Annotated in this window: 10 protein-coding genes and 1 pseudogene; 4 read left to right on the top strand and 7 right to left on the bottom strand. The window is 71.3% G+C overall.

Features of this window, described 5'->3' with window-relative positions:
- The 7 genes and pseudogenes from MFF58_RS16495 to MFF58_RS16465 all read right to left on the bottom strand — a co-directional run.
- Positions 1-210 (bottom strand): annotated as a pseudogene (locus tag MFF58_RS16495) (helix-turn-helix domain-containing protein); the annotation flags it as partial.
- Between the two features lie 557 nt (positions 211-767).
- On the bottom strand, positions 768-1,190 hold the full coding sequence (locus MFF58_RS16490; RefSeq protein ID WP_238289829.1) for a DUF6894 family protein: 423 nt from the start codon (positions 1,188-1,190) through the stop codon (positions 768-770).
- Positions 1,191-2,522: 1,332 nt separating this feature from the next.
- Positions 2,523-3,074 (bottom strand): inorganic diphosphatase, encoded by a 552-nt coding sequence (locus tag MFF58_RS16485; RefSeq protein WP_238289828.1) that lies wholly within the window; start codon positions 3,072-3,074, stop codon positions 2,523-2,525.
- A 114-nt stretch (positions 3,075-3,188) separates the two neighbouring features.
- The gene (locus MFF58_RS16480; RefSeq protein WP_238289827.1) at positions 3,189-4,121 is read right to left on the bottom strand and encodes a hypothetical protein; all 933 of its coding nucleotides are present in this window, start codon (positions 4,119-4,121) and stop codon (positions 3,189-3,191) included.
- 290 nt (positions 4,122-4,411) lie between these two features.
- Positions 4,412-4,810: a (R)-mandelonitrile lyase gene (locus MFF58_RS16475; RefSeq protein ID WP_238289826.1), complete on the bottom strand. Its 399-nt coding sequence runs from the start codon at positions 4,808-4,810 to the stop codon at positions 4,412-4,414.
- 34 nt (positions 4,811-4,844) lie between these two features.
- Positions 4,845-5,591, bottom strand: coding sequence for an SDR family NAD(P)-dependent oxidoreductase (locus MFF58_RS16470; RefSeq protein WP_238289825.1), 747 nt, complete (start codon positions 5,589-5,591; stop codon positions 4,845-4,847).
- A 117-nt stretch (positions 5,592-5,708) separates the two neighbouring features.
- Positions 5,709-6,623: a LysR family transcriptional regulator gene (locus tag MFF58_RS16465; RefSeq protein WP_238289824.1), complete on the bottom strand. Its 915-nt coding sequence runs from the start codon at positions 6,621-6,623 to the stop codon at positions 5,709-5,711.
- A gap of 603 nt (positions 6,624-7,226) precedes the next feature.
- On the opposite strand from MFF58_RS16465, the gene MFF58_RS16460 reads away from it, so the two are divergent.
- The 4 genes from MFF58_RS16460 to MFF58_RS16445 all read left to right on the top strand — a co-directional run bounded on the left by MFF58_RS16460 (position 7,227) and on the right by MFF58_RS16445 (position 12,236).
- Positions 7,227-8,201 carry a helix-turn-helix domain-containing protein gene (locus MFF58_RS16460; RefSeq protein ID WP_238289823.1) on the top strand — a complete coding sequence of 325 codons (975 nt, stop codon included), beginning with the start codon at positions 7,227-7,229 and terminating at the stop codon, positions 8,199-8,201.
- 279 nt (positions 8,202-8,480) lie between these two features.
- Positions 8,481-8,750, top strand: a complete 270-nt coding sequence (locus MFF58_RS16455; RefSeq protein WP_238289822.1) for a hypothetical protein — start codon at positions 8,481-8,483, stop codon at positions 8,748-8,750.
- Between the two features lie 645 nt (positions 8,751-9,395).
- The gene (locus MFF58_RS16450; RefSeq protein ID WP_238289821.1) at positions 9,396-11,321 is read left to right on the top strand and encodes a heavy metal translocating P-type ATPase; all 1,926 of its coding nucleotides are present in this window, start codon (positions 9,396-9,398) and stop codon (positions 11,319-11,321) included.
- Positions 11,322-11,423: 102 nt separating this feature from the next.
- Positions 11,424-12,236 carry a universal stress protein gene (locus MFF58_RS16445; protein WP_238289820.1) on the top strand — a complete coding sequence of 271 codons (813 nt, stop codon included), beginning with the start codon at positions 11,424-11,426 and terminating at the stop codon, positions 12,234-12,236.
- The last annotated feature ends 203 nt before the right edge of the window (positions 12,237-12,439 follow it).

Below are 12,439 nucleotides of genomic sequence, written 5' to 3'. Positions count from 1 at the left end.
CAGGTAGACGCCGTCCGGCTTGTCGCCCTCGCCGATCAGGTCCGTGCCGGCCGGGACGAGGTGCGGCTTGGCGCTGATCCGCTCCAGCACCGCCCGGTCGTCGGCCGAGAGCGGGGCGAGGCTCTCCAGCTTCAGGATCAGGGGGTTGGCGGCCCGGCCGTCCGGGCGTGAGGTGCCGTCCTCGGCACCGGCTGTGTCGTTGTCCTGCATCGCCTCTCACCCAAGTCGGGCCTCTCACCCAAGTCGTGCTTGCGACCGCCGAGGGGTGTGGGGCAGTCATTCCTCGATCCGCGGCGGCTGCCCGCCGGCGCAATCGGCGTCACACAAGCGTAGGCGCCCGCCGCCGGACCATCTCCTGCTGAATGTATAACCTAAATCAAAGTTCCCCAGCGGGATCAGCTTCCGACTGCACCAGTTGCATCGTCGAATTCTGTACAATACCCTTCCGGAGCCCGCGACGAACGGCCGGCGCGCCTCTCGAGCTGGCCACATGTAGCAGCCCGCTTCTGCGCGGACGGCTCGCGACGCCGCGGGAAGATCCGCCGACCGCCCGGCATCGCGACAGACCGGATGCGCACGAGCGGCACGGTGCTGCCGGAAGGCTGGCGTGACGAACGATCCGGTTCCGGCTCGGGCTTCACGGGCTTCTACGGTGAGGTCAGGGGGATTTGTGCCGGTCCGCTTCCACGTCGAAGATTCGGCCGGGCGGCCGCCCATCGAGCCGTTCGCCCCCTCTGAATGCGGCGTGCCCAGTGTCCGCACGGGGACTACCCTTCGGTCCGCCCAGGGTACGCGATCAGCGAGGAGGTGTGCTCAGTCCGCGCCCGCATCTCGGCGGCGGCGGCTCGCATCTCCGCGATTTCGGCACGCATTGCGGCAATCAATGCGCGGCCCTTCCGCACCTCCGCCAGATAGGCCCGCGGCTCCGGGCTCACAGGAGGCCGCTTCGGCTTGCGTCCGTCGTGCAGCCGTTCGCTGAACGGCACCTCCATCAACGCGGAACCGGCCGCATCACAGATCACGAACGCGCAGGCGAGCGGCGCGGTGCCTTCGTGCAGGAGATCCGCGCACAGGTCCGGGATGGTCCGGCACGCCTCCAAGTAGGCGGCGTCCAGGCTTGGCCAATCGAGGCCAACCCGGTCTCGTTCCAGGCCCTTGGGCGTGCAGAGATGGAAGTAGAATTGTGGCATCGGCTCGGCGCACCTGCTCTCAGCCAAACCGAGCGAGGCGCAGATGGTTCGGTCGGAGCCTGCGGAACGCTGCGGTGCGATCCGCGCACATCCCGGAGCGACTGCGCGCTGAGGCGCACGGTACCGCCCTGCCCGCGCGCGACCCGGTGCCGACAGGCACCCGTGGTCCGACGCACCGGGAAACTGCGTTCTGCAGGACGTTCGAGGATGTATCCAGGAAAGCGTTCCGGAGCGATCGCGGCGTCGAGATCCCCCGATCAGGCTGGGAAGGCCGCTCTGCACGAGGCGGACCCGATCTGGCCCGATGACGTCCCATCCGCTTTCGCGGCCTGTCTCGTCCGGAGCAGCCATTCCGCTTCCGGCCGGTGCCGAACGGGGTCCACCGGACGGCCTGGAAGCGGACCTTCGGCTCCGCGCAGCCCGCACCGTGTCCAGGAGGCGGGCCACCTCGGCCGAGAGGTGCTCTGACTGCCGCGAAAGCGCTCCTGCCGCCCCAGCACCTGGTTCGCCGCTGTCCCCGTCCCGTCGGCGGCCGCGAGTTCGGCGACGGTGTGCGTCGCTTCGCTCGTCCCGGATGCGGCGCGGCTGATGCTGCGCACAATCTCCTGCGTCGTGGCACCCTGCTCCTCGATGGCGGCTGCGACGTTCGTAGAGAGACCGCTTACCTCCGTCACTGTGCGGCCGATCTCCTGGATGGCGACCACGACCTGCGGGGTCGAAGGCTGGACCGGGCTCACGCAAGCCTCGATCTCCGCCCGCGGTCTGGGACGCGAGTTCTTTGACCTCCGCGGCGACGACGGCGAAGCCACGGTCCGCCCGCGGCCGTGCCGAACGTCTCGGAATCTCCCGACACGGCGCGCCCCGCGTCCTCCGTCCGACGCGCCTCGTCGGCCGCCTGCGCCGTCATCGCGGAGGAACGCGCCATCTGGCCGGAGATTTCCTGGAGGGTGGACGCCAGCGCCCCGGTCGCTGGTGTGACCGTCTGTACGGTGGCCGGGAGAGGTCGGGAGGGGCTGATCGGCTTCCTTCGCCCGCGCGCTCCGAAGCGGCCCCGCCGCTTTCAATCGACCCGGCTTGGCCGCCCTGCGCCCCGTTCGGCCCTTCAGCCGACCTCATCAGCGTCACAGAAGCGGACGTTGCGGCGGCTGTCCAACCGGGGGCGCCCCTAAACGCGGGATGCGGCGTTTCACGGGTCGCCCCGGCGTGGAGGCAGCCCAGGTCGATCGAGAGCTCGCGACCGGGCCGGCGGCCCCGTATGCTCCTGACGGCGGAGAAGGTTTCCGCTGCCGCGGCCCGCGCCGGTCGCCCCGATGGACGACCTGGAAGCTCCGGTCAGCCTTCCGCCTGCCCGAAGGCATCGGCGCCCCCACGGATGAGCGCGAATGCGGCCTCGGCGTCACCGCGCCGGAGCACCTTGAAGTCCTTGCCGGCAAGTTGGTTGTACTGCGCGAAAAACGCCTCCACCTCGTCGAGCATGCCGGGCCGCAGGTTGGACAGCGCCTCGACATGCGCGTGCGTGCGGGCCTTCACGGCCACGCCGACCAGCCGGTCGTTGCGCTCCCAGCTACCGTCGCGCTCCTTCTGTTCGGCCTCGATCACGCCGAGCAGGCGCGCCTCCAGCACGCAGCCGGGGAAGACCGGGGCATCCATCACCACGAGGATGTCGAGCGGATCGCCGTCGGCGCCCTTCGTGGAGGGGATCATGCCGAAATCGTAGGGGAAGCTCATGCCCTCCGGCAGGACCATCTTGAACTGGAAGGCATTGAAGGCCTCGGAGTAGGCGTACTTGTTCGGACTGCCCTTCGGCGTCTCGATGACCACGCGGACGGCGCCGTCCTCGCCAAGGGTGGGCAGGCGGCTCAGGGGCGGGGCGGGCTCGCTCACAGGGGGGGCTCCAGCGCGGTGCCAGGCAGCGCGACAGATGGGTGAACCGGGACGGAGGCCATCCGGGTCCCGGGCTGCCGCAGGACGCCTGCACGGTCTCCCGCAGGAGACCGCCTAGCGGCGCGTTTCCGCGCCCGGGGCAGGATCTCGGTTTTGCGATGATCGCGTCGCGCGAGCGCGCTCCAGGGAGGCCGCTCCGCGCCGCGCCGCGCGCAAGATCGCGAGGGCCGGCTGCCACCAGCCGCGCGCGATCTCGGCCTGAGTTGCGGCCTCCCGGGCGGGCCACGCGCGCACCAGCTCGTCATGCGTCGGCCGGCGCCACGTGGACCAGATCAACAAGCCGGCCCCGGCTTCCACGGCGGGATAGAACCGGGCGGCGACGACGGGCTCGACGACCTCGCCGCTGATCGCCTCGAACACCACGCATCCCAGATGGGTCTGCAGCACGCGTCCGAGCGGCGGCTGCGCCTCCCCGGGCACCGGGTACCGGTTGCGGCGGCGCTCGGCGGCCTCGGCCAGCCGTTCCGCGTGCTCGGGGGACGCCCTGCGGCTCGCCGCGCGCTTGCGCCGCTCCTCGGGCTCGGCTCGACGGGCGGCATCCTCGATGGCCGGCCACCGCCGGCGGAGCTCCTCGAACGACCGGAACGGCACGCGCCACGCCTTCGAGGCCGGGTCCCACCGGGCCCAGGGCACCAGCCGCAACTCGGAGACGACGTCCCGGGAGTACGGCGTGCGCACCACGAGGTCGTCGGCAACCTCCAGGTAGGGGCTCGTGATCGGTTCGAAGGTGCAGGCATCGCGGCCGCGCGCGTCGGCATGGGCCAGAACGCCCGACCACTCGCGGCTCGACCACGCGTTCAGGCGCCGCTCCGCCGTGGCGCCCGGCACGAACCAGGCCCCCAGGTCGTCGCGCCACCGCGCGCGGGGGAACGCGGCCCGAAACCGCTCCACGGTCATGCGGTCGTACGGGAAGGCAGCCGTTGCCCCGGGTGCCCCGTCGCCGGCATCCCGCTGCGTCGCGCTGAACTGCTCCGTTTCTCCGGCCATCGGTCGACCTATGTTGGCCTTCGGCCGTGCCGACATGCCGAAAGCACCAGTCGCAAGTTCGAGAACGGGCAACCGGTTCCCGCCCCGCACGTCCGGCAAGGTCCGATCCTGCAGAGCCCCGGCGGCTGCACCCAGTGCACGCTCGGCGGATGGTGACCCGCATCCCGCCGGGTTTCGGCTTTCCGAAAGCGGCGGCAGTGCCGATGCGCGCAGCTTCCGGAAGGCCGGCGCGATGATGCGGCGCACCGCGGCGGCGCGCGGGCAAAGAATGCGGACCCTGCGGCCCACGTTCACGACCCGGCATACTGCCCTTCGGTGACCGGCTCCATCCACGTCACGGCCTTGCCGTCGAGACGCTCCTGGATCGCGATGTGCGTCATCGCCGTGGTGGCGGTGGCCACATGCCAATGCTTCTCGTTCGGCTCGAACCAGACGACGTCGCCCGATACGATGTCCGCGATCGGACCGCCCTCGCGCTGAACCCATCCGCGTCCGAACGTGACGATCAGCGTCTGGCCGAGCGGGTGCGTGTGCCACGCGGTCCGTGCGCCCGGCTCGAACGTGACACTGGCCATCGCGACGCGGGCCGGATCGGGCGCGCTGTGGATTGGGTCGATCCGCACCGTACCGGTGAACCAGGCGGACGGTCCTGCGCCCGAGGGCTGACTTCCGCTGCGCTTGATGTCCATGGGATCCATCCTCCGTCCGTTGCGGTAACGCGCGTCAGAGCGACCAGCCGCCGTCGACCGAGATCGACGCTCCGGTGACGAACGCACCGAGGTCCGAACACATCCACAGGACGGCTTCGGCGATCTCCTCGGGCTTGCCCAGCCGCCCGACCGGCTCAAGATCGATCGCCTTCCGGATGTCGCCGCCCGTGAAGCGGTCCATCATGGGTGTCTCGATGTTCCCGGGAAGGACGGCGTTCACCCGGATGTTCGCCTTCGCGTAGTCGAGGGCGGCCGACTTGGTGAGGCCGATGAGGGCGTGCTTCGAGGCGGCATAGTTCGCGCCTCCCGCCACCCCCCTGATGCCCGCGCCGGACGATGTGTTGACCACCACGCCGCCGCCCTGCCGGAGCATCTGCGCGATCTCGTGCTTCATGCACACGAATGTGCCGCGCAGGTTGATGCCGAGGATGCGGTCCCACTCGTCGAGGGGGATCGCGTGGACCGGAGCGGCCCTGTTCTCGACCCCCGCGTTGTTGAAGGCGCAGTCGAGGCGGCCGAACCGCTCGACGGTTTCGGCGACCGCCGCTTCGACGTCCTCCGGCACCGACACGTCGCACCGGATCGCGAGCCCCTCCCCACCCGCCGCTTCGATCTCGGCACGAAGCCGATCGAGCGCAGGCTCGGTCCGATCGGTGATCGCCACCCGCGCGCCTTCCCGCGCGAACGCGATGGCAGCGGCGCGGCCGATGCCGCTGGCTGCCCCCGTGACGAAGGCGACTTTTCCGGTGAAGCGGCGCATGTCTCGATCCCTCGGCTGACCTCGATGGAGCAGACGTAGACGCTGCGCTGTGCGCCGATCAGCCGTTCCTCTCTCAACGGAACGATGAGCGGGGCTCATCGTCGGGCAGCGCGGCCTCTAGAACCCGAGCGGCGCCCTCTCGCGGATCAGGTCGATGAGGAGCCGCAATCCCGTCGGCAGTTGGCGACGGCCGGGATAGTAGAGGTGAAAGCCGGGTCCCAGAGGGGCCCAATCCGCCAGCACGACGCGAAGCTCGCCGCGGGCGACCGAGGGTCCGACGCACGCCTCCGGGAGATAGGTGAGACCGCCGCCCGCCGCCGCGAGCGACAGGGCGAACTGCGTGTTGTCGAGCGTCACCGCCCCGGGAACGTCGAGGGCGATCTGCCCGTCGGCCCCCTCGAACTCCCATCGGTAGAGGCTCTCGTCGCCGAGGCGGATGCGCAGGCATCGGTGTGCCGCGAGGTCGCGCGGATGATCGGGCGTCCCGTGCCGATCGAGGTAAGCCGGAGCGCCCACGACAACCCAGCGCAGATCGGCGGACAGGCGCCGGGCCACCATGTCCTGAGGGATTGTTCCGCCGTAGCGAATGCCGGCATCGGCGCCGGCTTCCACGACATCGAGCAGATCGTTGGACACCCTGACGTCGACCTCGATCATGGGGTGGCGGTCGTGGAAGAGAGGCAGCACGGGGGCGAGCAGCAACGTACTCGCGTGTTCGAGAACGTTGAGGCGGATCCGGCCGGTCGCCTTCGTCGGCTCCCGGTGCTGGTTGAGCACGTCGAGCGCGGAGCCGATCGCCGCGAACGGGGCGTCCAGCGAAGCCAGCAGGTCTTCCCCTGCTGCGGTCAGCGTGACGCTGCGGCTGGTGCGGTTGACGAGGCGGACGCCGAGCCGAGCCTCCATCGCCTTGAGCGCATGGCTGAGCGCGGAGGCACTGACGCCCAGTTCCAGACCGGCCCGCCGGAAGCTGCGGTGGCGCGCGATGGCGAGGAAGGTCCCGAGGTCGGCTAATTCGGCTCGATCGATCCGCATGGAGGCAGTGGCGCGCCTGCTGGCGGGAAAGCAAACCCGATCGCGTCCTGACCGAATTGGACCGGGACCCACCGGCTTTCCCTGCGACCCCGTCGAGTGGCTTTCCGCCCGTCCGCTCCCAGGCGGCCGACGCATCGGAGCAGATGTTGCGGTCCCGCCCCCCCATGACCCCGGTCGGACGCTTAGCTGACCGTGGCGGCATCCCGGAAGCGGAGATCTCGCCAGCGGAAGGCGCCGCTCCGATCACAGTGCAATCGTGTATTGAAATCTATTTTACGAGAAATTCCGCGGACCAATTCGATATTGTGGCACAATATTCCGCCGACCGGCGGACGTCGCCCGCGCGCATCTCCGGCGACGCCGCACTTGTCAGCATACAGGATCCCCAATCTATAACGGGGGATCGCCCCACGACCGCCCGGCGCCGTTCTGGATCTCCATTCTCCGATGCCATCACCGGTCACGACTTTCGGTCTTCAACCCCTGGCCAGCCGCCCATGCCGGCAGGTGACCCGGTTCGATCAGGTGCATTCTACCCCGCAGGGTCGCCGCGACGACGCCGTTCGACCGAATTCCCTTTGAGCCGACGCCCGTTCACACGCGATGCACACCGTATTCTCGACAGACGGGATCCACCCGCACAACACCTTCCGACGCTGGCGGGAAGTGCTCGGCGACCAGTTGGTCCCGGCCGAGATGCGGAGCGTCGGCGACGCGCCCTTCCAGGGTCGGATCCAGGCCTCGACGATCGGGCCGATGGCAGTCACCGAGATCGCGAACGGCGCGATGCGAACCGAGTCCACGGCCGACCACATCCGGCGGAGCGGGCGCGACGATCAAGTGGTCGCTGTCATGAGGCTTTCCGGCGGTTCCGCCTGCCAGCAGGGCGACCGCGAGGCCGTATTCGGTGCAGGCGACCTCGTGGTGTTCGACCCCCGCCCGGGCGTGTCGGAGGCGCAGGCGGGCTGCTCCCTGATCGTCACCCTGCCGCGCGAGCGCTTCGAGGCCCTTCTGGGGCCGTCCCGGCTGTACACCGCGCTCACGGTCGGAGCCGACCTCGCCTCGACGACCCTGGCCAGCACCTTCATCCAGGAGCTGGTGCGCGTGGGTGATCGGCTCACCTCCGACGCGGCCGCGCGCATGGCGCTGATCGGGACGGACCTGATCGTGGCGAGCCTGGCCGAACGGATGGCGCAGGGGGTGCCGCGTTCCATCCACGGCACCGTCACGGTCCAGCGCGCCAAGGCCTATGTCGAGGCGAACCTGAGCGACCCGAACCTGGACCCACGGCAGCTCGCCGCCGCGATGGGCCTGTCGCTGCGGCGTCTGCAGGAGCTGTTCCACGAGCGCGGCCGGCACATCTCCGATTACATCTGGGAGCGCCGACTGGAGGCGGCCGCTCAGCGCGTCGCCGATCCGGCATGCGCCCACGTGTCGATCGGCACGCTGGCTTACGACTGCGGCTTCGCCAGCCAGGCCCACTTCGCCCGCCGCTTCAAGCAGCACCACGGCATGCCCCCTCGAGAATACAGGATTGCCTCCCTTCTCAACGGCCGCGGAGGCGGATCGGATTTGTAGATTTCGCCGCTCGAACGTCTGCTCTGTCCTTCGTGTCCCCCGAAGGCATTCCGTCCAAATTCTCCCCGCGCCGACGTTGTCCGACCGCCAACCGATGGCTGCGCATGGGAAGCGCCGGCATCCGCCGGCATGGGTCGGAAGCGGGTCGGAAGCGGGATGGCTGCTCGGGATGGCTGTCGGTTCGTCCGCTGCCGATCAGCCCCCCGTCGAAGCCGCCCTCGTCCCAGCTGACAGGTCAGGTCGATAGCGCCACAGGGGTGGACCTTTGAATCCTGCGACATGTTGATCCCGTATATCCATTCAATGGACCTCCGAGGTGTACAATTGGCAGAGCGACATTCGACCCAGAACGGGCAGCACGACTCGGCACGCCTGCCGATTTATTTCGCGTCGATTGGCAGCGTCGGCTTAATGCTGGCCGCCCTCGTGGTGACGATGACCGGTCAGATGGCGAATTCGCCCGTGATGGGCGAGGCGCTCGCGATCGGCGCGCCGGTCATCAAGAACGTCGCGCTCACGGCACCGTTTCCCGGGCAGATCGCTCGATAGGACGCCCGTCGAACCGGACCACGGCCGACGGGGCCATCGGCCTCGAAGCGTGCCGGTAGCACAGGGCCGTTTCCTGCCGTTCGCGGAAACGCGAGCGGCGTCCGCTGTCCGGTAGCAACGAAGTCACCCTGTCTGGCCGGCTCGGATCAGGACGACGGCGCAGGGGATCTCTGCCGGTACGTCTCCGAGCAGCGCCGCGCGCCTGATCAGCCTCGCAGCCAGGACGCATGACGCGTCATCAAGCGTCATGAAGCATCGCGCGTGCCCCGCGAGCGAGCTCCTGGTCGGCACCGTTGCCGGCCCGGCGGAGGCCCTTCGCACCCGTAAGGACTCCGATCTCGCCCGCCAGGGATCCGAACCTCCCGCCGATGCGACCCGCGGGGCGGGTGTGGATCACCGCCGCCTCGGCGGCAACGGTCGGGGACGCGCCGTCGATGGCGCGGTTCCCGATGACGTGTTCCGGTTCACCGATCCGGTCCGGGGCGATGCGGTGTCCGTCCGGCGGGCGGGTCCGCCATCCCGCGACGACCGGAACCGTGACGGCGGGCGCTTCCCGCGCGGTCCCCCGGGGACGCGTTGATCCAGCGCAAGGTCCACCGAGCCGGACCGGCCGCATCTCGGCGGTGCGAACGCATGGGGGCGCACATGACGACGGCGGCCGCGGGCTTGCCGGGGACGAAACGGCCGGCGCGCGCCGGATGGGTTCCGGGCCTGCGCGGATGGCTGGCCGTCCTGCCGCTGACCGGTCTCTGTACCGGCTTGGCGGCGCAGGCGGTCGGCCGAGCGGACGTCGCGGCGGCGGCCTGGACCCTCGCGACCCTGGTGGTCCTCGGGGCCCTCCTGATCCAGGTCGCGACGAGCCTGGCGCGGGGAGATGTCGGCCTCGACCTCGTCGCCCTGCTCGCGATGGGCGGCGCGCTCGCCCTGTCGCAGCCGCTGGCCGGCGCCGTCATCGCCCTGATGTACGCGGGCGGCCAGTCGCTGGAAGCCTACTCGACCGGCCGCGCCGGGCGGGCGATGACGGCGCTGCTCACCCGGCAGCCGCGCACCGCCCTGCGCGAGGAGGACGGCGGGTTGACGGAGGTGCCCCTCGCGGCGCTGGTCCCGGGAGACCGCATCCTGGTGCGCGTCGGCGACATCCTGCCGGTGGACGGCCGGGTCGCCGCGGGCCGCGCCGTGCTGGACCGGTCGAGCCTCACCGGCGAGGCGCTGCCCGTCACCATCCCGGCCAACGAGCCCGTGCTGAGCGGGACGGTGAATGTGGGCCAGCCGTTCACGCTGATCACGGAGCGGCCCGCAGCCGAGAGCACGTATGCCGGGATCGTCCGGCTCGTGCAGGCGGCGCAGGCCCGGAAGGCGCCGATGGCACGCTTGGCGGACCGGTACGGGCTCGCCTTCCTCGTCCTGACGCTGCTGCTGGCGGGAGGCGCGGGGCTCGCCACCGGCGACCCCCTCCGGGCGCTGGCGGTGCTGGTCGTCGCCACGCCGTGCCCGCTCATCCTGGCGGTGCCCGTCGCCCTCGTCTCCGGCCTCTCCCGCGCGGCCGGCATCGGCGTGCTCATCAAGGGTGGCGGCGCCCTGGAGATGCTGGCCAAGGTCCGCGTGCTGGTGGTCGACAAGACCGGCACCCTGACCCACGGCGCCACCCGGCTGACCTCCGCACGTATCCTCGGGGGCCTCGACGAAGGCGAGGTCCTGGGGCTGGCGGCGTCCCTCGAACAAGCCTCCGGCCACCCGCTGGCGCGGGCCCTGATCGAGGAGGCGGTCCGGCGCGGCCTGACGCTCTCGCAACCCGAGGCGGTCGAGGAGACGCCCGGGGAAGGCCTGACCGGACTGGTTGAGGGGCGGCCCGTCATCGTCGGGGGGGCGCACCTCATGCGGATGCACGGCGTCCCCTTCCCGTCGCGGGACGAGGCGGCAGGAATCCCGGCTGTCGCCGCGACGGTGCTGGTCGCCGTCGACGGCGCGGCCGCCGCCGTGCTGGCGTTCGCCGACCCGCTGCGGGCGGACGGCGGCAACGCCCTCCTGGAACTGCGCGCGTGCGGCATCGAGCGCGTGGTCCTCGCCACCGGGGATCGACGCGCCGTCGCGGAAGCGCTCGTGGCCGGCCTTCCGGTCGACGCCGTCGCCGCCGACCTGGACCCGACGGCCAAGACGGACACGGTGACCGCCGCGCGCCGGCTCGGTCCCGTGATGATGGTCGGCGACGGGGTGAACGACGCGCCCGCCCTGGCCGCCGCCGACCTTGGCGTGGCCCTCGGTGCCCGGGGGGCGGCGGCGGCGGCCGAGGCGGCGGACATCGTCCTGCTGGTCGACAGCCTGGCGCCCCTGCCCCGGGCCATCCGCATCGCCAAGCGGGCCCGCGCCATCGCGCTCCAGAGCGTGTGGGTCGGCCTCGGGCTCTCGCTGGCCGGCATGGTCGCGGCGGCCCTGGGATACCTCTCACCCCTGCGGGGGGCGCTCCTGCAGGAAGCCATCGACATCGCTGTGATCCTCAACGCCATGCGCGCCCTCGGCGCCCCCCGTGACGGGCGCGAGCAGACGGCGCCGATCGTCCCGGGCCGTCCGTGAAACGGGCCGCGCGGCGCCCGCGGGCTTGCGCTGGATCAAGGTGGATCGATCCGGCCCGGGCGAGGCTCCCCGCGTCAGGATCGGCGCACGGTGGAGGGGGCCATGGAGTTCGCGAACATCCTCGTTTCCGCCGACCTCGGCGACGCGGCACCGGACCGGGTGCGCCTCGCCGCCGGGCTGGCCCGACGCTTCGCGGCGACCCTCACGGGCGCGGCGGCCCAAAAGGTGCCGGCTCCCATCCTGGTGCGCGATGTCCACGACGCCGCCCGACAGGAAGCGCGCAACGAGGCGCTGGTCCGCGAGATCCTCGAACAGGCACGCGCCATGTTCGAGCGCAACGCCGGCGACGGGATAAGCACGGCCTGGCAAGCCGCCCTCGCCGGGGCCATCACGCATCTCGTCGAACAGGCGCGGGCCGCCGACCTCGTCGTGGTGGGCCGGCGCGGGCGCGGCGACGAGGACCCGGGTCCGCTGGGCGTGCCGCCCGGGCCTGTGCTGATGGAGGCGGGCCGGCCCGTCCTCGTCGTGCCGCCCCGCCTCGTGCACCTCAGGGCGGCCCGCATCGTCGTCGCCTGGAAAGACGGCGCGGAGGCACGGCGGGCCGTATCGGCGGCGCTGCCCCTCCTCCAGGGCGCCGACGCGGTCGCCGTCGCGACGGTCGGGGCCGACGGGCGCCAGGAGGGTTTGGAGGCCGTGGCCGGCCACTTGGCGCGGCACGGTGCGCCTGTCACCACCCACCTGTTGCGGGCGGCGGGCGGCGAGGGCGGCGAGATTCTCGACTTCGCCCTGCGGCAGGACGCCGACCTCATCGTGATGGGTGCCTACGGTCACGCGCGCCTGCGGGAATGGATCTTCGGGGGCGTCACGCGCGAGGCCCTCGAACGCGCGCCGGTCTGCTGCCTGATGTGCCACTGATGCGCTGGTCCCACGCTCCCCTCGGCGGATCGGCGCCGATCCTCTTGGCGGTCACCGGAAAGGCGGCCTGGGCCGCCCCGGCGGGCCGCGGACTGGCGTCCCTCCGGGCGGGCCGCGGGCGCGGCCCTGGGGTCGGCTCGCAGTCAGCCTGCCCGATGCCCGAGGCGCCGCCGTTCGGCACGCTCTCCGCACGCTCGTCGGCC

This window comes from Methylobacterium longum (assembly GCF_022179385.1).
Taxonomy (GTDB): domain Bacteria; phylum Pseudomonadota; class Alphaproteobacteria; order Rhizobiales; family Beijerinckiaceae; genus Methylobacterium; species Methylobacterium longum.
Note: the sequence above shows the minus strand (reverse complement) of the source record. Positions and strands in the feature narration are given on the sequence as shown.

Bases quoted from the DNA above. Each gene is read 5' to 3' on its own strand.
- MFF58_RS16490 (WP_238289829.1), bottom strand. From the start codon at position 1,190: ATGCCACAATTCTACTTCCATCTCTGCACGCCCAAGGGCCTGGAACGA.
- MFF58_RS16480 (WP_238289827.1), bottom strand. From the start codon at position 4,121: ATGGCCGGAGAAACGGAGCAGTTCAGCGCGACGCAGCGGGATGCCGGC.
- MFF58_RS16475 (WP_238289826.1), bottom strand. From the start codon at position 4,810: ATGGACATCAAGCGCAGCGGAAGTCAGCCCTCGGGCGCAGGACCGTCC.
- MFF58_RS16470 (WP_238289825.1), bottom strand. From the start codon at position 5,591: ATGCGCCGCTTCACCGGAAAAGTCGCCTTCGTCACGGGGGCAGCCAGC.
- MFF58_RS16465 (WP_238289824.1), bottom strand. From the start codon at position 6,623: ATGCGGATCGATCGAGCCGAATTAGCCGACCTCGGGACCTTCCTCGCC.
- MFF58_RS16460 (WP_238289823.1), top strand. From the start codon at position 7,227: ATGCACACCGTATTCTCGACAGACGGGATCCACCCGCACAACACCTTC.
- MFF58_RS16455 (WP_238289822.1), top strand. From the start codon at position 8,481: ATGTTGATCCCGTATATCCATTCAATGGACCTCCGAGGTGTACAATTG.
- MFF58_RS16450 (WP_238289821.1), top strand. From the start codon at position 9,396: ATGACGACGGCGGCCGCGGGCTTGCCGGGGACGAAACGGCCGGCGCGC.
- MFF58_RS16445 (WP_238289820.1), top strand. From the start codon at position 11,424: ATGGAGTTCGCGAACATCCTCGTTTCCGCCGACCTCGGCGACGCGGCA.